Here is a 17,149-nt window from a genome sequence, read left to right as displayed (position 1 = left end):
TTATCAGACATGAAGAGCTCTCCTGGCTGAAGGGCACGCACAGGGAATTATGCGTGGGGCCAGGGAGATCAAACAGTGGTAAGGGAAGCCGCGTCTAGCTGTGAGAATTGACAGTGACGACAAACGGTACATTGGGTCGAGTGAAAGTACACCTAATACAATGCCCGCACATTCACACTTCTTCTTACATATTTTTCACGATTTATTCACAAGCCAAGCCGTAGTGTGAAGCCTCATCCGTTACAAACGTTGCATATCAAGCCCGCCGCCCCAGCGGGCTTTTTTTTGCCTGGGTTTTGGTCAGGAAACGGCCTCACCCTGTAGGAGCGAGCTTGCTCGCGAAGAACATCAACGATAACGCGGGCATTCTGGTTAACCGCGGCGTCATTGCGTTTTTCGCAAGCAAGCTCGCTCCTACATGGGTTTGGGGATGGGTTTCAGCGTGCAGCCTGTTCGCGAATGGCGCGCTGGGTTTCCAGCACCTTGGCCAGCGCCGTTTCAGCCTCGGCACTCTGCTGCGGCACGCGAATCGCTGCCGACACCAGCGTGATCAGCTTGGCCATTACCTCGGCATCCGTGGCCGGGCGGCCCAGGCTCATGGAGTTCATCAGCAGGCGCAGTTCGGTGCCAGCCATGACCCCGGAAATGGCCTTGAGGGCAAATTGCAGGCGTACGCCCAGTTCATTGCGCGGCAAATCCGGCAGGGCCAGGGCGAAGGCTTCGAAGAAACGCTGGAACACCGGCTGGTAATGCACCTTGAGGTATTCCTGAATGAACGGCGAGGTGTCGCTGTAGACCCGGCCCAGGAAGCGGATGAACGAGCGCCCTTCCCCGCTGGCCGGGTCGCTGCGCTCCAGGCCCATGGCTGGGGCAAACAGCACGCCCAGGAGTGTGTCGCAATCGAGCGGGCCATCGGATTCGGCTTCACAGCGCGCCAGCAACTCCAGGCGCTGCTCGTTGAGGGGCTCCAGGCGCTGCATCAGCAGGGTTTTCATCAGGGAGTCCTTGTCCCCGAAGTGGTAGTTCACCGCCGCCAGGTTGACCTGGGCACGCTCGGTTATCTGCCGTAGCAACACGGCGTCATAGCCGTACTTGATGAAAAGAGCCTCTGTCGCATCCAGCAGTCGAGTCTTGGTAACGTTTGGAGCGCTGAGTTTCTTCGCGACCATATGGGTTCCACGGCGGAAATATTGTTTTAAAAAATAATTTGATTTTTTATACCGGGGCGGCCCGTCGAAAGCAAGTAGTGACACTCCGCCATATGTTGTAAAGCCCGTGTTACCGGGCTTTTGAGGCTAGCCAAGGAATTTTTCCCGGCCCCTCACACCCAACGAGAAAATCGTTTCAACCGGTAAAACCGCTCTACCTCCGTGGCTGGCGAAGCGTCAGGAAGGCAGTTACTATTCAAACAATATTTTAAAAACAAGAAATAAAACCAGTCCGTGACGCGTACAGGCAGCTTCCGAACTTGTTACAAAGGGTTTCCGGGGGCAAGGCGGTACCGTCGAGACTGCAGGCGTAGTCATGATGACACAGACCCCCGCGCACCCAGGTTTGATTTCCCTGCAAGGCATCGGCAAGCGCTATCAGCTCGCCGGGCAAGAATTGAGCATTCTCAATGATGTGTGCCTGTGCATCGCCAGCGGTGACAGCTGCGGCATTCTCGGTGCTTCCGGTTCCGGAAAAAGCACCCTGCTCAACATCCTCGGCCTGCTCGACCTGCCCAACTGTGGCCAGTACCACTTTGCCGGCCATGATATTTTCAACGCCACCCCCGATGAGCTGGCGGCGATCCGCAACCAGCAGATCGGCTTCGTGTTCCAGAGTTTCAACCTGCTGCCCCGCCTCAGCGCCCTGGACAACGTCGCGCTGCCCTTGAGTTATCGCGGCGTGTCGCGGCATGAATCGGTGGAACACGCCCAACGCATGCTCGAACAGGTCGGCCTCGGTGACCGCGCCCACCATCGGCCCGCCGACCTCTCCGGCGGTCAGCGCCAGCGCGTGGCCATTGCTCGCGCCCTGGTCGGCAACCCCTCGGTGATCCTGGCCGACGAACCCACCGGCAACCTCGACAGCACCACCGCCCAAGAGATCATGGACCTGCTGTTGAACCTTAACCGTGAGCAACAGGTGACGCTGATCATCGTCACCCACGACCCCCACATTGCCGAGCGCCTGGAGCGCAAGATTCTGGTGCGCAACGGCGTGGTGCATGAGGCCGGGCGCCCATGAGCCTGCGGGTCGAGCAGAGCCTCAGCCAACTGCTGCATGAAGCGTTTATCAGCCTGCGTACCTTGGGCAAGCGCTCGATCCTGGCGCTCCTGGGGATCGTCATCGGCAGTTCCTCGGTGGTAGCGCTGATCAATATCGGCCACAACGCGGCAGTGGATGCGGCGATGATTTTCAAGGACATGGGTACCGATACCCTCATCGCCCAGTTCCCACCCAAGGGCAGCAGCAACGTGCCGATGCGCACCCAGCTCGACCTCGACGCGGTACGCCAGGCAGTGCCGGGCATTGCCCATCTCGGCGCGCTCAGCCTGTTCAGCGGGCCCATCGTGTTTCATGGGCGTACCACTAACGCCAACTTTGTCGGCAGCACTGCGGGTATCCAGCACGCCATGCGCCTGGCGTTGCGTAAGGGGCGTTTCCTGTCACCCTTCGATGCCAACGAAACCTACGGGGTAATCGGTGACCAACTCGCCCAGGCCCTCGGCGCACCGGGCGACCCGCTGCAACTGGGCGACCGTGTGCGTATCAACGATTACCTGTTTCTGGTGGTGGGCATCCTGCACAACCAACCCCGGGCCATGCTGATGCCTGTGCAAGCCAACGAATCGTTGTTTATCCCCGCCGAGGGCATGCGCCGTATCTATGCCACCCCGCAGATCAACAACCTGATCATTCGCGCAGCGCCAGGACAGGACATGGAACGTATCGCCAGGGACACCGCCGCCGCGCTGCAACCCCAGCTTACCGACCATGACGTCGACATCACGGTGCCCCAGCAAATGATCGATGGCATGACCCGGCAAAGCCGCACCTTTGCCTACCTGCTGCTTGCCCTCGGCGCGATCTCCTTGGTGGGCGGTGGTGTCGGGGTGATGAACGTGATGCTGATGAACGTCTCGGAACGCCGCCGCGAGATTGGCATTCGCATGGCCTTGGGCGCGCGCCAGCGAGACATCCGCAACCTGTTTTTGCTCGAAGCGGTCACCCTCACCGCCGTGGGCGCGCTGTGCGGCGCGGTACTGGGCATGACCGCTGCCTGGCTGTATGCGTGGTTGTCGGGCTGGACGTTTGCGTTGGCAGTGGCGGCCCTGCCCCTGGGCGTGGGCAGCACGTTGCTGGTGGGTTTGTTCTTTGGCATTTACCCGGCAGTGTCGGCCTCACGCTTGCAGCCGGTGGAGGCCCTGCGCGATGAATAAGTACCTGCTACTGCTGATGCTGACCAGCCTGCCGGGCATGGCCGCCGACGTGGTGATCAACCCTCAGGCACCCAGCACCACCCGCAGCGGCTACGAGCGTAGCGTCTCGCTGAATGCCCAGGCCACCACCATGACCCTGGGCGACGCGGTGTACCTGGGCCTGCGCAATAACCCGGCGATCCGCAGCGCCTACCTGCAACGGGTGGCGCAGAAGTTCGACCTGCGCGTGGCAGAAGACGTGTTCAACCCCAAGCTCACCCTCAACAGCTATTACCGCAGCACACGCGGCTCCCAGGACAACGCGCGCAACGCCAGCCTGGCGCCGAGCAGCAGCCTGCTGGGTGAATACGGCACACGCTTGAGCATGGCCTGGACCCAGCAGTTGAACAACGCCAACCGCGCCGGCCGCTATCGCAGCGACGGCCTGGACCTGGCGATCATCCAACCGCTGATGCGCGGCGCCGGCTGGGATGCCACCACCGCACCGCTGCGCCTGTCGCGCCTGGCCGAGCAGGCCAACCGCCTGAACCTCAAGGCCACCGTGGCGCAGACCATCAGCCAGATCATCGCCACCTACCGCGAGTTGCTGCGTGCCCAGGAACAGTTGGTGATCGTGCAGGAAGCCCTCAAGCGCTCCACGACCTTGCTGGAGGTGAACAAGGCGCTGATCAGCGCCGGGCGCATGGCCGAGTTCGAGATCGTGCAGACCGAAGCCGACATCGCCACCCAGCAATTGGGCGTGGAAGAAGCCCGCAACCAACTCGACACCAGCCGCCTGGCGTTACTGCGCCTGCTGGCCCTGGACCTGTCGACACCGGTGCGTGCCACCGAGGCCCTGGAAGCCAGCCCCATGGAGATAGACAAGCGCCAGGCCTTCAACCTCGCGCAAAACCAGCAACCGGAATACCTCGCCGCCCTGCTCGGCAGCCAGCAGGCCGACCTTAACCTGGTGATCGCCAAGGATTCCGGGCGCTGGCAAGTGGACCTGGTCGCAGGCGCCAACCAGATACGCGCCGCCACCGATAACGACGACGGCCATAACAATAACCGCACCTGGGACAGTTACGCCGGGGTGCAAGTGCAGATCCCTATTGGCGATATCAGCACGCGCCAGGCCGAAGTGCGTGCGCGGGTGAATGTGGAGGATCAGGAAATCCGCATCACCGACGCTCGCCAGGAACTGGAGCGCAACGTCAACAATGTGGTGCGTGACCTCGGCACCCGCTGGCGCCAATATGAAATCTCCAAGCGCGCCGTGGAGTTGTCGCGGCGCAAGATCGAGATCGAGCGGGAAAAACTCAGTGCCGGACGCTCCACCAACTTCCAGGTGCTGAGCTTCGAGACCGACCTGCGCAACGCCGAAAATGCCCAGCTCAATGCGCTGATCGCTTATTTGAACGCCCAGACCCAGCTCGATCTGACCCTGGGCATGACGCTGGAAAGTTGGGAAATCGCCCTCAATGACTATTAATAAAAAATCCCTGCTGGCCGTTGCCTTGGCCCTGTTGTTGGCCGGGGCGGCAGTCAGCCTGCTCAGCCAACGCGGCGGCGCCGAGCCAGCGAACACGGCCGAGCAGTGGCTGGCCGTCAAGCCCGACCCGCTGGTGCACCAGATCGGCCTGGTGGGCAAGATCGAGCCGCACACCACCGTCACCCTGACGGCGCCGTTCGACGGCAATGTGCTGGCCAACCTGGTCGAACAAGGCCAGCGCGTCGAAGCCGGCCAGGTTCTGTTGCGCATGGACCCGGCGACGCTGGAAGTGCAACTGCGCGACGCCCTCTCCGCACAACTCAAGGCCCGGCGCACCGTGCAGGAAATGCAGGACTGGGGCAGCAGCCCCACCGTCAGCCGTGCCCGCCGCAGTTTACGCACCGCTGAAATGACCGCCGGCAACACCCAACGCAAACTCACCGAGAGCGAAAACCTGTTCAAGCGCGGCATCATCCCGCGCAACGAACTGGATGACCTCAAGCAGCAGACTCAGCAGCAGCAACTGGACCTGGCGGCGGCGCGCAGTGAGCTGCAACAAGCCCTGGACCAAGGCCAGGGCGAATACCGGCAGATCGCCGAAATGGAACTGACCAATGCCACGGTGAAGTACGAAGCCTTGCAGAAACTGCTCGAAGGCAAGGAGGTCAAGGCGCCCTTCTCCGGCATCGTGGTACCGGCCCCCGGCAGCAACAACACCGCGCAAGCTGGCGGCAATAACAGCGCGCCGGTGCAGGCCGGCAGCAAGGTCAGCCAGGGCCAGGTGCTGTTCGGCCTGGCCAATATCGAACAGTTGAAAATCGTCGCCAAGGTCTCAGAGCTGGATATCAACCAGTTACGTCAGGGCCAGGCCGTTGAAGTGATGGGCGATGGCTTTGACGGCGAGCGGCTGACGGGTTCGGTCAGCGTGGTCAGCGGCTTGGCCATCGCCAGCGACAGCCAGGGCAGCGCGCAGTTTCCGGTGACCTTGTCGATCCCCACGCTGACGCCCCAGCAGTTGCAGCGGGTGCGCCTGGGCATGAGTGCGCGCTTGACTATCGTCACCTACAACAATGACCAGGCGATCGTGATTCCCAGCCAGGCGATCCAGGCGGACATGACGGTGGAGTATCGGGCGGCGATGGATAAACCGGTGCAGCGGGTGAACGTGACCACCGGGCAATCGACGCCGCAGGGGGTTGAGGTGTTTGGGCTGAAATCCGGGTTTGTGAAAATCTCCAGATAAAAGGAGAACACCATGTGGGAGCGGGCTTGCCCGCGAAAGCGGTGTGTCAGTCACTGCATCTGTTACTGCACTAGCGCTTTCGCAGGCAAGCCAGCTCCCACATTCAAGCCTGTGCCAGCCTGGCGGCCAGTGCCTTGGCCTGCAGGGCCACATCGGTCACCGCCGTGCTCTCCCACCACATGCCCCGCAACGGCGGCCCCATGGCAAACAGTCGCGGGCTGACCTGGCCGCGAGCATCCAGCACTGCGCCGGACGCATCCGCCGCAATCCCCAGCGCCAACGGCCCAGGCTGGACCAACCCGCGCTTGAGCAATTGCTGCGGCAAAGGCCGGGCCACCCGGCGCCAGTCGTATTCGATGCCGCTGGAATTGATCAGCGCGGCGCCCCACACCTGGGTGATCACATCCTCGCCACGGTAGCGCACCGCAATGGCGACCCCCTCTTGCGACGGCATCAAACCCTTGAACGACGCCGCACGGATGCGCAACCGCCCTTGCTGGTGCAACCGCGCCAGCAACTGCGCGCTCAAGGGTGGCGAACGGTGATGATGGCTTTCCCACCAGGGCCGCACATGCCGCACGAACTGGCGTTTCTGAGCCTCACTGGCCTGGCTCCACAGCCGCGCGATATGCCCGCGCACCGTGTCCAACGGCGCCTGCCAGTCTGTGCCTTGCCCCAACGCGAGCTGGCATTGGCGTCGCACCTCACGCAGCAACTGTCGGGGGCTGCTCAGGCTGTGGTCGGCGGCGAGGAAGTCGTTCCAGCTCGGCGGTTGCCGGCGTACATGGGGCAACAAGCCGTGGCGCGAAAAAACCTCGATAGGCCCGCGATGGCCGGCCTGCTCCAGGGAGACCACGGCATCGACCATGGTCAGGCCCGAGCCGATGATCAGCACGGTCGATTGTGGGTCGAGACGAGTCATCGCGGGGACATCCCAGGGGTCCAGCGCGGCGGCATTCAATCCTGTGGACTCGGTCTGCGGAGTGCGCGCCGCCGGGAACATGCCAGTGGCCAATACCGCACAGGCGCCGCGCAGTTGCTCGCCAGTATCGAGAGTCAACAACGCCGAGGTGGCATCGACTTGCAGGTCTACCCCTTCGGCGCGGATGTGCTCGACGCTCGATGTAGAAAGCGCCTTGGCTTGCGCCAGACGCTGCTGCGCGTACAGGCCGAAAAGCCCCCGTGGCGGGAACAGCTCGCTGATGGGCACATGCTGTTGATACGACTCGGGCCATCCCCCGGCGCTGATGTAGTCGGTGAGCCACTGAGTGAGGTCGTCAGCATTGTCCGGGTCAACGCTCATGCGGGCGGCATTGCCGTTCAGCGTATGGCCCAATTCGACCGCGCTGTAGGCTTCGCCACGCCCCAGTTCAGCGCGAGGTTCGACTATCAGGATGCGCCGCGTGCCCGGTAGGCGCAGCAGTTGCACGGCCAGCATCGTACCGCTCAGGCCGCCACCGATGATCAGCACGTCAGCGTTGCGAGTTGATTGATTCATGCTGGTTCACCCTTACTGTTTGCCCAGACAAATGTCATGTCCCGCACCAACAACGGCGCGGTACTGCGACTCAGGACCACCCGCCCAGTATCCAGCACGTAGCTCTGAGATGCATAGTTGAACGCGACATTGACAGTGTGCTCAGCGATCAGGAGCCTCACCCGCTACTCGCGGGCATTAGCATGGCCTGGGCAATTAGGATTGTCTTTGACTGAAACGCTGCGAGAGCAAGGCGGGCCGTGGCAGTTGGCAATGAAATGGAGAGCCGATGCACAGACAGATACCGATGTTCGCAGCTTTTGGAAGGGTAAGATAAAACAATCAGCAGCTGTTTTTGTCATGGCGATCTATTGACAATTATCGCACTGGAAACAGCCACGACTTTCGCGTGCGTCCAAGTCTCCTCGCCATATGAAAACACTGGAAAATCACGCCAGAACAGATGGCAAGGACAAAACGTTGCATGACTTATCAAAACACTCAGGTTAGAAAGCCCTATACGACGTGATAGACCCTTTCTCCGGAGCGCCCCACAATTTCTCCCCCGCGCCTCACGTAATACGAAATAGTTGTCGTAGTGCCACCACGCAATGAACGTACTAATACGTCGATAGTGGCGCAAGGATTAGTGACCTCACGAAAACTGAACCACGTTCCGCCCTCCACTTTTTGGGAGCAAGCTACCTCGTCCTCAAGTTGGATACCGGCATAGGGGAACACGTGCATGTAAGCGAGTTTATTCTCGATATCGTGATTATTGAGCGTCCCATCAGGGTTCACCGGAGTGATCGAAGCATCAGGCAACGTCGAGCCAGGCAGGTTTGTAGCTGGATCAGGCAAAAAAATATCCATTGACTATCTCCTTCAATAAGTTAACTCGACTTGCGCTGATAGCACATCAACGATATCGAGAAACCAATCTAGCAAATATGACGAACGCTTAAACCTGTCAAACTCAACAGTTGACAAACAATAAAAACTGTCGACAGACACCTGACAAATTAATCAAATAACGACATTACGAACAAACTGCACCGCGACCTCACTATCATTGCGGTAGACGTGGCCTTGGCGGCTGGCAAACATAAAAAACTCGCCAGCGCTGACGATTATTTTTTCGTCTCCCACTTTCAGTGTCAGGTGACCTTCATATACAAACAACTGCACGCTCCACCCTTCCGGATCCGGCTCGGGACAGTAGCGATCCCCTGGTTCCAAGCGCATCTCCCACAATTCAACTTCACGTCGAGCGTTAGCCTTAGCCAGTAATACGGCTTTGCTGCCCGGGATCTCACCCGCCCAGGCCAGCTCGTTGATGCAGCTGTGATCGGGAGCATCCGGCGCCTGAATCAGATCACTGAACGCCACGTCCAACGCTTCGGCGACACGGTCCAGGGTCGACAGGCTGACGTTCTTCTCCCCCGCTTCAATCGCCACCAGCATGCGCCGGCTGACACCGGACTTTTCCGAGAGCGCGGTCTGGCTCAGGTCGGCGGCATGGCGCAGGCGACGAACGTTCTGGCTGACGTGCTGCAGGACCGAGGCCCGTTGCGGATTTTCTTTGTGCACTATATTGCTCAATAGGTGGGTGTGCGCAGTATACTGCCCAGCGTGCGGCGCATTGTGCGGTCCGTGCTTTCCCCTTGCAAGACCGAGCCGCCATGACCACCCCGAACTCCCCTTCGCGTTTCAACCGTTTCAGTAAAGCCGAATGCATCCTGGTGGTGATCACCATGATCTGGGGCGGCACCTTTTTGCTCGTGCAGCACGCTATGGCCGTCAGCGGGCCGATGTTTTTTGTGGGTCTGCGCTTCGCGGCGGCGACGATAGTGGTTGGGCTTTTTTCCTTGCGCACCCTGCGCGACCTGACCCTGTTCGAATTGAAGGCCGGGGTGTTTATCGGGGTGGCGATCATGTTCGGCTATGGCTTGCAGACCATTGGCCTGCAAACCATCTTGAGCAGCCAGTCGGCGTTTATCACCGCCTTGTATGTACCATTCGTGCCGCTGTTGCAGTGGCTGGTATTGGGCCGTCGCCCCGGGTTGATGCCCAGCATCGGCATCATGCTGGCGTTTGCCGGGTTGATGCTGTTGACCGGCCCGGCGGGGGCTTCACTGAACTTCAGCCCAGGTGAAATCGCTACGCTGGTCGGTGCCGTGGCAATAGCGGCCGAGATCATCTTGATCAGCGCATTTGCAGGCCAAGTGGATATTCGTCGGGTGACCGTGGTGCAACTGGCCACCGCTTCGGTGCTGTCGTTCATGATGGTAGTGCCCATGGGCGAGGCGTTGCCGGGCTTTTCCTGGCTGCTGCTGTTCAGTGCCGTGGGCCTGGGCTTGACCAGTGCGGTGATCCAGGTGGCGATGAACTGGGCCCAGCAAAGTGTTTCGCCAACCCGGGCGACGTTGATTTATGCCGGTGAGCCGGTGTGGGCCGGCGTTGTGGGGCGAATCGCCGGGGAGCGGTTCCCGCCGATTGCAATGTTGGGGGCGGTGTTGATTGTGGTGGCGGTGATTGTGAGTGAGTTGAAGACGAAGGGGCAGAAGGCCGTTGAGTTGGCAGAGGCGTTGGAAGAGGAGCGGCAGGGATAGTCCACGATCGACAGTAACCACGATGCGAAGCGAGCCGCTCTTGCTCTTGCTCTTGATCTGCTTTTGATCTCAGGCGCCCCGTCAAACCACGCTGGCCGAACGCAGGCTTGAATTCGTGGGTAACCCGGCAGGACGCCGGGTTAGCCGCCCCGCGCCATGGATGGCGCGTGGCGGCGGCCCACGGATTCAAGCCTGCGTTCGGGCACACCGAGCCTAAGCGAGGTGCCGAGTGGTGGGGCAAGAGCGTTTTGCTTACTTTTGCGCTTCTCAAAAGTGAGCCGCCGTCAGGGCGGAACCCCAAGTGGCCGTTACCGCAGCAATGGATATGTACACAATCCAACTGTGTTGACTGCCAGGACGCCTTCGCGAGCAAGCCCGCACACAGTTGGATTGTGGGGTGTCAGGTAGAGAAGTGTCGGCTGATAGGCCGCCATTGCAGGCAAGCCAGCTCCCACAATTGGATCGTGGGTGTCAGGGAGACAAGCGTCGACTGTCAGGCCGTCACGGGAGCAAGCTCCCTCGCCACAGGTACGGCGTCGCTGCAGATAACGGCGCCCACAGAGGTCGGCATTTCAATTCAAGGGCAGGTCCAAACAGTGCCAAATGGGAAGTTTCAGCCTACCTTGTAGGATCCTGCCACATCTTGCCGTTTGGTGATCGTGAAAGCGGCACGTATGATGCATCCCAAACTCCCGCAGATTAGAAGCCTATGTCCCTGATAGTTCTACTGCTTCTGCCTTTTATCGGCAGCTGTCTGGCGGCCTTGCTGCCGCATAACGCACGTAACACCGAATCCCTGTTGGCCGGCCTTGTGGCACTGGTCGGTACTATTCAAGTCGCCCTGCTCTACCCCCAGATCGCCCACGGTGGCGTGATCCGCGAAGAATTCATGTGGTTGCCCAGCCTGGGGCTGAACTTCGTGTTGCGCATGGATGGGTTTGCCTGGCTGTTCTCGATGCTGGTGCTGGGCATCGGCACGCTGGTGTCGCTGTATGCGCGTTATTACATGTCACCGGACGACCCGGTGCCGCGTTTCTTTGCGTTTTTCCTGGCGTTCATGGGCGCCATGCTTGGCCTGGTGATCTCCGGCAACCTGATCCAGATCGTGTTTTTCTGGGAACTGACCAGCCTGTTTTCGTTCCTGCTGATCGGCTATTGGCACCACCGTGCCGATGCGCGGCGGGGTGCGTACATGGCGCTGATGGTCACCGGCGCAGGTGGCCTGTGCCTGTTGGCGGGAGTGATGCTGCTGGGGCATATCGTCGGCAGCTATGACCTGGACCAGGTGCTGGCGGCGGGCGATCAGATTCGCGTGCACTCGCTGTACCCGGTCATGCTGGCCCTGGTGCTGATCGGCGCCCTGAGCAAAAGCGCGCAGTTCCCCTTCCACTTCTGGCTGCCCCACGCCATGGCGGCGCCCACTCCGGTTTCGGCTTATCTGCACTCGGCAACGATGGTGAAGGCCGGCGTGTTCTTGCTGGCCCGTCTGTGGCCGTCGCTGTCCGGCAGCGAAGAATGGTTCTGGATCGTCGGCGGTGCCGGCGCCCTCACTCTCCTCCTCGGCGCTTACTGCGCCATGTTTCAAAACGATCTCAAAGGCCTGCTGGCCTATTCCACCATCAGCCATCTCGGGCTGATCACCCTGCTGCTGGGCCTTAACAGCCCGCTGGCCGCTGTTGCCGCCGTCTTCCACATTCTCAACCACGCCACCTTCAAGGCTTCGCTGTTCATGGCCGCGGGCATCATCGACCACGAAAGCGGCACGCGGGATATCCGCAAGCTCAGTGGCCTGGTGCGCCTGATCCCGTTTACCGCGACCCTGGCGATGGTCGCCAGTGCGTCCATGGCCGGGGTGCCGTTGCTCAATGGTTTCCTGTCCAAAGAGATGTTCTTTGCCGAAACCGTGTTTATCTCGTCGACCCAATGGGTGGAAATCGCCCTGCCGCTGATCGCGACCATCGCCGGTACGTTCAGCGTGGCCTATGCCTTGCGCTTTACCGTGGATGTGTTCTTCGGCCCGCCCGCCACCGACTTGCCGCACACGCCCCACGAGCCGCCGCGCTGGATGCGCGCCCCGGTTGAGCTGTTGGTGTTCACCTGCCTGCTGGTGGGGATTTTCCCGGCCCAGATGGTCGGCTCGATCCTCGCCGCTGCCGCCCTGCCGGTGGTGGGCGGTACCTTGCCGGAATATAGCCTGGCAATCTGGCACGGCTGGAACGCGCCGATGATCATGAGCCTGGTGGCGATGACCGGCGGCGTGGTGCTGTACCTGCTGCTGCGCAAGCAACTCAAGCGTGGCCGCTTCGAATACCCGCCGCTGATCGGCTACTTCAACGGCAAGCGCGGTTTCGAGCGCTGCCTGGTGGTGATGATGCGCGGCGTGCGCCGCATCGAGAAACGCATCAGCACCAAACGCCTGCAAACCCAGTTGTTCCTGTTGGTGCTGCTGGCGGTGATCGGCGCAATGATCCCGATGATCAACAGTGGCCTCAGTTGGGGCGACCGCCCGAAAATCCCGGGCTCCATCGTCTTCGTCACCCTGTGGTTGCTGGCGATTGCCTGCGCACTGGGTGCCGCCTGGCAAGCCAAGTACCACCGGCTGGCGGCCCTGACCATGGTCAGCGTGTGCGGCCTGATGACCTGCGTCACCTTCGTGTGGTTCTCGGCGCCGGACCTGGCCCTCACCCAATTGGTGGTGGAAGTGGTCACTACCGTGTTGATCCTGCTTGGCCTGCGCTGGCTGCCACGGCGTATCGAGGAAGTTTGGCCATTGCCCAACACCTTGCGCAAGGCGCGAATTCGCCGGGTGCGTGACTTGCTGCTGTCCACCGTAGTCGGCGGCGGCATGGCGCTGTTGTCCTACGCGATGCTGACCCGCCAGACGCCCAACGATATCTCCTCGTTCTACTTAAGCCGTGCCCTGCCCGAAGGCGGCGGCAGCAATGTGGTGAATGTGATGCTGGTGGATTTCCGTGGCTTCGACACCTTGGGCGAAATCACCGTACTCGGCGCCGTGGCGTTGACTGTTTACGCCCTGCTGCGCCGCTTCCGCCCGTCCAAGGAAAGCATGCAGTTGCCGGCGCAACAGCGCCAATTGGCACCGGACGTGGCCACCGACCTGGTCAACCCGCGCCAGGCCAGCGACACCGCCCTGGGCTTTATGATGGTACCGGCGGTGCTGGTGCGCCTGCTGCTGCCGATTGCGCTGGTGGTGTCGTTCTACCTGTTCATGCGTGGCCACAACCAACCGGGTGGTGGTTTCGTCGCCGGGCTGGTGATGTCGGTGGCGTTTATCCTGCAATACATGGTTGCCGGCACCCAGTGGGTCGAGGCGCAGATGAGCCTGCGGCCGATGCGTTGGATGGGCTTCGGCCTGCTGTCGGCCACCTTGACCGGGCTGGGTGCGCTGTTCGCCGGGTACCCGTTCCTCACTACGCATACCTGGCATTTCAGCCTGCCGTTACTGGGCGATATTCATATCGCCAGTGCGCTGTTCTTTGACGTCGGCGTGTACGCCATGGTCGTGGGCTCGACCCTGTTGATGCTCACCGCCCTCGGCCACCAGTCGGTGCGCGCGCATAAACCGAGCAACCAGCCCAAAGTGGTTGCTGCAACCGAAGGAGCCGCCTGATGGAAGAAGTCATCGCAATAGCCATTGGGGTCCTGGCGGCCTCCGGCGTCTGGTTGATCCTGCGGCCACGGACGTTCCAGGTGGTCATGGGTTTGTGCCTGCTGTCCTACGGGGTCAACCTGTTCATCTTCAGCATGGGCAGCCTGTTTATCGGCAAGGAGCCGATCATCAAGGACGGCGTGCCCCAAGACCTGCTCAACTACACCGACCCACTGCCCCAGGCCCTGGTGCTCACGGCCATCGTGATCAGCTTCGCCATGACCGCGTTGTTCCTGGTGGTGCTGCTGGCATCCCGCGGCCTCACCGGCACTGACCATGTAGACGGCCGGGAGCCCAAGGAATGACGTGGATGAATCAACTGATCGTCGCGCCGATCCTGCTGCCGCTGCTCACCGCCGGGCTGATGCTGATGTTGGGCGAGAAACGCCGCCCGCTCAAAGCCCAGATCAATCTGTGCTCCAGCTTCGTCGGCCTGGGCGTGGCCATCCTGCTGTTGTACTGGACGCAACAAGGCGGCCCCGGCTCCATTGGCGTGTACCTGCCGGGCAACTGGCAGGTGCCGTTCGGCATCGTGCTGGTGGTGGACCAATTGTCGGCGATGATGCTGGTGCTTACCGGGGTGATAGGCGTCAGCGCGCTGCTGTTCGCCATGGCACGCTGGGACCGTGCGGGCACCAGCTTCCATGCCCTGTTCCAGATCCAACTGATGGGGCTGTACGGCGCCTTCCTCACCGCCGACCTGTTCAACCTGTTCGTGTTCTTCGAGGTGCTGCTGGCCGCCTCCTACGGCCTGATGCTGCACGGTTCCGGCCGCGCGCGGGTGTCGTCGGGACTGCATTACATCGCGATCAACCTGCTGGCGTCGTCGCTGTTCCTGATCGGCGCGGCGATGATCTACGGCGTCACCGGTACGCTGAACTTCGCCGACCTGGCGTTGAAAATACCGCTGGTGCCGGAGGCCGATCGCGGCCTGTTGCATGCTGGTGCAGCGATCCTGGCGACGGCGTTCCTGGCCAAGGCCGGGATGTGGCCTCTGAACTTCTGGCTGGCGCCCGCCTATTCCTCGGCCAGCGCGCCGGTGGCGGCAATGTTCGCGATCATGACCAAGGTCGGCGTGTACACCGTGCTGCGCCTGTGGACCCTGCTGTTCTCCGGCCAGGCCGGCGCCTCGGCGCTGTTTGGCGGCGACTGGCTGGTGTACGGCGGCATGGCGACCATCATTTGCGCGGCACTGGCGATGGTGGCGGCGCAGCGCCTGGAGCGCATGGCCAGCCTGAGCATCCTGGTCTCGGCCGGGATCCTGCTGTCGGCCGTCGGGTTTGCCCAGCCGAGCCTGACCGCTGGGGCGCTGTTCTATCTGGTCAGCTCCACCCTGGCACTGAGTGCGCTGTTTTTGCTGGCGGAGCTGATCGAGCGTTCGCGTTCGGCCAACGACCTGCCGCTGGATGAGGAGATTGATGCGCTGCCCAAAGCCATGGAATCGCTGCATCCGCGTCCTGGCGTGAACCTGGACGATGAGCAAAAAGCAGTGATTGGCCAGGTCATCCCCTGGACCATGGCTTTCCTGGGCCTGAGCTTTATCGCCTGCGCGCTGCTGATTATCGGCATGCCGCCGCTGTCCGGGTTTATCGGCAAGCTCAGCCTGTTGAGTGCGCTGATCAATCCACTGGGCCTGGGCAACGCCGTGGACGAATCGATCCGCCCAGCGGCCTGGGGCCTGGTGGCGCTGCTGATTCTCTCTGGCCTGGCCTCGCTCATCGCGTTCGCCCGCCTCGGCATCCAACGCTTCTGGACCCCGGAAGAACGCCCATCACCGCTGCTGCGCCGCTACGAGTGTGTGCCGATCTTCCTGCTGCTGGGGTTGAGCATAGCGCTGACCTTCAAGGCCGAAGCGCTGATGCGCTACACCCAGGCCACCGCCGAAAGCCTGAACAACCCGGAACACTACGTGATGGCAGTGCTCGCGACCCGGCCAGTGCCCAGCCCTGAAGCCAAGGCCGCCGCCCTGGAGGTGCAGCCATGAAACGTCTGTTCCCTGCCCCCTGGTTGTCGTTGGCGTTGTGGGTGTTGTGGCTGGTGCTGAACCTGTCAATCAGCCCTGGCAACCTGCTGCTGGGCGCACTGCTGGGCTTTCTCGCGCCGCTGATGATGGCGCCATTGCGCCCGTTGCCGATCCGCATCCGTCGCCCTGGGGTGATCGTGCGCCTGTTCTTCCGGGTTGGCCTCGACGTGATCATCTCCAACCTGCACGTGGCCTGGGGCGTACTCACCTGTGGCTCACGCCCACCGCGCTCACGCTTTATCAAGATCCCCCTGGACCTGCGCGACGCCAACGGCCTAGCCGTGCTGGCGATGATCACCAGCGTGACCCCCGGCACCGTGTGGTCGGAACTGGCCCTGGACCGTAGCATCCTGCTGCTGCACGTCTTCGACCTGGATGACGAGGCCTCGTTTATCCAGCAATTCAAGCACGCCTACGAACGGCCCCTGATGGAGATCTTCGAATGAGCGCCCTGCTCGCCAATGCGATCCTGTTCAGCCTGTTCCTGTTCTCCCTGGCCATGGTGCTGACCCTGGTGCGCCTGTTCAAAGGCCCCTCGGCCCAGGACCGGGTACTGGCGCTGGACTACCTGTACATCCTGGCGATGTTGATGATGCTGACCCTGGGTATTCGCTATGCCAGCGACACTTACTTTGAAGCGGCGCTATTGATCGCGCTGTTCGGCTTCGTCGGCTCGTTCGCCCTGGCCAAATTCCTGCTGCGTGGCGAGGTGATTGAATGATTCCGTTATGGGTTGAAATTATCGTGGCGGCGTTGCTGCTGCTCAGCAGCCTGTTTGCCTTGATTGGCGCGATTGGCTTGCTGCGGATGAAAGAATTTTTCCAACGCATGCACCCACCGGCACTGGCCTCGACGCTGGGGGCGTGGAGCGTGGCGTTGGCGTCGATCATCTACTTTTCGGTGCTCAAGTCCGGGCCGGTGTTGCATGGCTGGCTGATTCCGATTTTGCTCGCGATCACCGTGCCGGTCACCACACTGCTGCTGGCGCGAACGGCCTTGTTCCGCAAACGCATGGCCGGTGATGACGTCCCCGCCGAAGTCAGCAGCCGCCGCTGATTCTTCAGGCGAATTCAGTAAAAATGTGGGAGCTGGCTTGCCTGCGATAGCGGTTTATCCGTCACAGCATCATTGACTGAAATTCCGCTATCGCAGGCAAGCCAGCTCCCACATTTGGTTTAGCGCCAGGCAAAAGAGCGGATACGCGCCGCCCATTGCGCCAGCTCAG

16 protein-coding genes are annotated in these 17,149 nt (G+C 61.4%); 12 read left to right on the top strand and 4 right to left on the bottom strand.

Annotation, left to right across the window (positions count from 1 at the left end):
* Positions 1-437 precede the first annotated feature (437 nt).
* Complete coding sequence (locus tag TX24_RS11190) at positions 438-1,169, bottom strand: TetR/AcrR family transcriptional regulator (protein WP_003192146.1); 732 nt, start codon at positions 1,167-1,169, stop codon at positions 438-440.
* A 355-nt stretch (positions 1,170-1,524) separates the two neighbouring features.
* Between TX24_RS11190 and TX24_RS11185 the strand changes: the two genes are divergently transcribed.
* From TX24_RS11185 to TX24_RS11170, 4 genes are read left to right on the top strand one after another with little or no spacing between them, the layout of a single operon-like run.
* Positions 1,525-2,232 carry an ABC transporter ATP-binding protein gene (locus TX24_RS11185; protein WP_057710348.1) on the top strand — a complete coding sequence of 236 codons (708 nt, stop codon included), beginning with the start codon at positions 1,525-1,527 and terminating at the stop codon, positions 2,230-2,232.
* A complete protein-coding gene (locus TX24_RS11180) occupies positions 2,229-3,428 on the top strand; it encodes an ABC transporter permease (RefSeq protein WP_057710347.1) in 1,200 nt (399 codons plus the stop codon). Before TX24_RS11185 ends, TX24_RS11180 begins: the two co-directional genes overlap by 4 nt.
* Positions 3,421-4,899, top strand: coding sequence for a TolC family protein (locus tag TX24_RS11175; protein ID WP_057710346.1), 1,479 nt, complete (start codon positions 3,421-3,423; stop codon positions 4,897-4,899). The genes TX24_RS11180 and TX24_RS11175 overlap by 8 nt, the downstream gene beginning before the upstream one ends.
* Positions 4,889-6,142 (top strand): efflux RND transporter periplasmic adaptor subunit, encoded by a 1,254-nt coding sequence (locus TX24_RS11170; RefSeq protein ID WP_057710345.1) that lies wholly within the window; start codon positions 4,889-4,891, stop codon positions 6,140-6,142. Before TX24_RS11175 ends, TX24_RS11170 begins: the two co-directional genes overlap by 11 nt.
* 103 nt (positions 6,143-6,245) lie before the next feature.
* Here the strand turns inward: TX24_RS11170 and TX24_RS11165 are convergent, their stop codons facing one another.
* A complete protein-coding gene (locus tag TX24_RS11165; protein ID WP_003192153.1) occupies positions 6,246-7,640 on the bottom strand; it encodes an FAD/NAD(P)-binding protein in 1,395 nt (464 codons plus the stop codon).
* Positions 7,641-7,847: 207 nt separating this feature from the next.
* Between TX24_RS11165 and TX24_RS31835 the strand changes: the two genes are divergently transcribed.
* Complete coding sequence (locus TX24_RS31835; RefSeq protein WP_157255546.1) at positions 7,848-7,994, top strand: hypothetical protein; 147 nt, start codon at positions 7,848-7,850, stop codon at positions 7,992-7,994.
* Positions 7,995-8,135: 141 nt separating this feature from the next.
* Here the strand turns inward: TX24_RS31835 and TX24_RS11160 are convergent, their stop codons facing one another.
* On the bottom strand, positions 8,136-8,492 hold the full coding sequence (locus TX24_RS11160; protein ID WP_032900748.1) for a hypothetical protein: 357 nt from the start codon (positions 8,490-8,492) through the stop codon (positions 8,136-8,138).
* A gap of 153 nt (positions 8,493-8,645) precedes the next feature.
* Positions 8,646-9,209 (bottom strand): helix-turn-helix domain-containing protein, encoded by a 564-nt coding sequence (locus tag TX24_RS11155; protein ID WP_003192155.1) that lies wholly within the window; start codon positions 9,207-9,209, stop codon positions 8,646-8,648.
* Positions 9,210-9,301: 92 nt separating this feature from the next.
* On the opposite strand from TX24_RS11155, the gene TX24_RS11150 reads away from it, so the two are divergent.
* The 7 genes from TX24_RS11150 to TX24_RS11115 all read left to right on the top strand — a co-directional run bounded on the left by TX24_RS11150 (position 9,302) and on the right by TX24_RS11115 (position 16,980).
* Positions 9,302-10,231: a DMT family transporter gene (locus TX24_RS11150; RefSeq protein ID WP_057710344.1), complete on the top strand. Its 930-nt coding sequence runs from the start codon at positions 9,302-9,304 to the stop codon at positions 10,229-10,231.
* Positions 10,232-10,940: 709 nt separating this feature from the next.
* Positions 10,941-13,862, top strand: coding sequence for a monovalent cation/H+ antiporter subunit A (locus TX24_RS11140; protein WP_057710342.1), 2,922 nt, complete (start codon positions 10,941-10,943; stop codon positions 13,860-13,862).
* Positions 13,862-14,206, top strand: coding sequence for a Na+/H+ antiporter subunit C (locus tag TX24_RS11135; RefSeq protein WP_003192163.1), 345 nt, complete (start codon positions 13,862-13,864; stop codon positions 14,204-14,206). The genes TX24_RS11140 and TX24_RS11135 overlap by 1 nt, the downstream gene beginning before the upstream one ends.
* Positions 14,203-15,885 (top strand): monovalent cation/H+ antiporter subunit D, encoded by a 1,683-nt coding sequence (locus TX24_RS11130; protein ID WP_057710341.1) that lies wholly within the window; start codon positions 14,203-14,205, stop codon positions 15,883-15,885. The genes TX24_RS11135 and TX24_RS11130 overlap by 4 nt, the downstream gene beginning before the upstream one ends.
* On the top strand, positions 15,882-16,370 hold the full coding sequence (locus TX24_RS11125; protein WP_034133804.1) for a Na+/H+ antiporter subunit E: 489 nt from the start codon (positions 15,882-15,884) through the stop codon (positions 16,368-16,370). The genes TX24_RS11130 and TX24_RS11125 overlap by 4 nt, the downstream gene beginning before the upstream one ends.
* Positions 16,367-16,645, top strand: coding sequence for a K+/H+ antiporter subunit F (locus TX24_RS11120; protein WP_003192168.1), 279 nt, complete (start codon positions 16,367-16,369; stop codon positions 16,643-16,645). Before TX24_RS11125 ends, TX24_RS11120 begins: the two co-directional genes overlap by 4 nt.
* On the top strand, positions 16,642-16,980 hold the full coding sequence (locus tag TX24_RS11115) for a Na+/H+ antiporter subunit G (protein ID WP_003192169.1): 339 nt from the start codon (positions 16,642-16,644) through the stop codon (positions 16,978-16,980). The genes TX24_RS11120 and TX24_RS11115 overlap by 4 nt, the downstream gene beginning before the upstream one ends.
* The last annotated feature ends 169 nt before the right edge of the window (positions 16,981-17,149 follow it).

It is taken from the genome of Pseudomonas lactis (genome assembly GCF_001439845.1).
GTDB classification, from domain to species: Bacteria; Pseudomonadota; Gammaproteobacteria; order Pseudomonadales; family Pseudomonadaceae; genus Aquipseudomonas; species Aquipseudomonas lactis.
This window is presented reverse-complemented; position numbering and strand designations above follow the sequence as displayed.

Excerpts from the sequence above, each read along its gene's own strand:
- TX24_RS11140 (WP_057710342.1), top strand. The coding sequence starts at position 10,941 with ATGTCCCTGATAGTTCTACTGCTTCTGCCTTTTATCGGCAGCTGTCTG.
- TX24_RS11130 (WP_057710341.1), top strand. The coding sequence starts at position 14,203 with ATGACGTGGATGAATCAACTGATCGTCGCGCCGATCCTGCTGCCGCTG.
- TX24_RS11125 (WP_034133804.1), top strand. The coding sequence starts at position 15,882 with ATGAAACGTCTGTTCCCTGCCCCCTGGTTGTCGTTGGCGTTGTGGGTG.
- TX24_RS11150 (WP_057710344.1), top strand. The coding sequence starts at position 9,302 with ATGACCACCCCGAACTCCCCTTCGCGTTTCAACCGTTTCAGTAAAGCC.
- TX24_RS11135 (WP_003192163.1), top strand. The coding sequence starts at position 13,862 with ATGGAAGAAGTCATCGCAATAGCCATTGGGGTCCTGGCGGCCTCCGGC.
- TX24_RS11160 (WP_032900748.1), bottom strand. The coding sequence starts at position 8,492 with ATGGATATTTTTTTGCCTGATCCAGCTACAAACCTGCCTGGCTCGACG.
- TX24_RS11175 (WP_057710346.1), top strand. The coding sequence starts at position 3,421 with ATGAATAAGTACCTGCTACTGCTGATGCTGACCAGCCTGCCGGGCATG.
- TX24_RS11165 (WP_003192153.1), bottom strand. The coding sequence starts at position 7,640 with ATGAATCAATCAACTCGCAACGCTGACGTGCTGATCATCGGTGGCGGC.
- TX24_RS11170 (WP_057710345.1), top strand. The coding sequence starts at position 4,889 with ATGACTATTAATAAAAAATCCCTGCTGGCCGTTGCCTTGGCCCTGTTG.
- TX24_RS11115 (WP_003192169.1), top strand. The coding sequence starts at position 16,642 with ATGATTCCGTTATGGGTTGAAATTATCGTGGCGGCGTTGCTGCTGCTC.
- TX24_RS11120 (WP_003192168.1), top strand. The coding sequence starts at position 16,367 with ATGAGCGCCCTGCTCGCCAATGCGATCCTGTTCAGCCTGTTCCTGTTC.
- TX24_RS11190 (WP_003192146.1), bottom strand. The coding sequence starts at position 1,169 with ATGGTCGCGAAGAAACTCAGCGCTCCAAACGTTACCAAGACTCGACTG.
- TX24_RS11180 (WP_057710347.1), top strand. The coding sequence starts at position 2,229 with ATGAGCCTGCGGGTCGAGCAGAGCCTCAGCCAACTGCTGCATGAAGCG.
- TX24_RS11185 (WP_057710348.1), top strand. The coding sequence starts at position 1,525 with ATGATGACACAGACCCCCGCGCACCCAGGTTTGATTTCCCTGCAAGGC.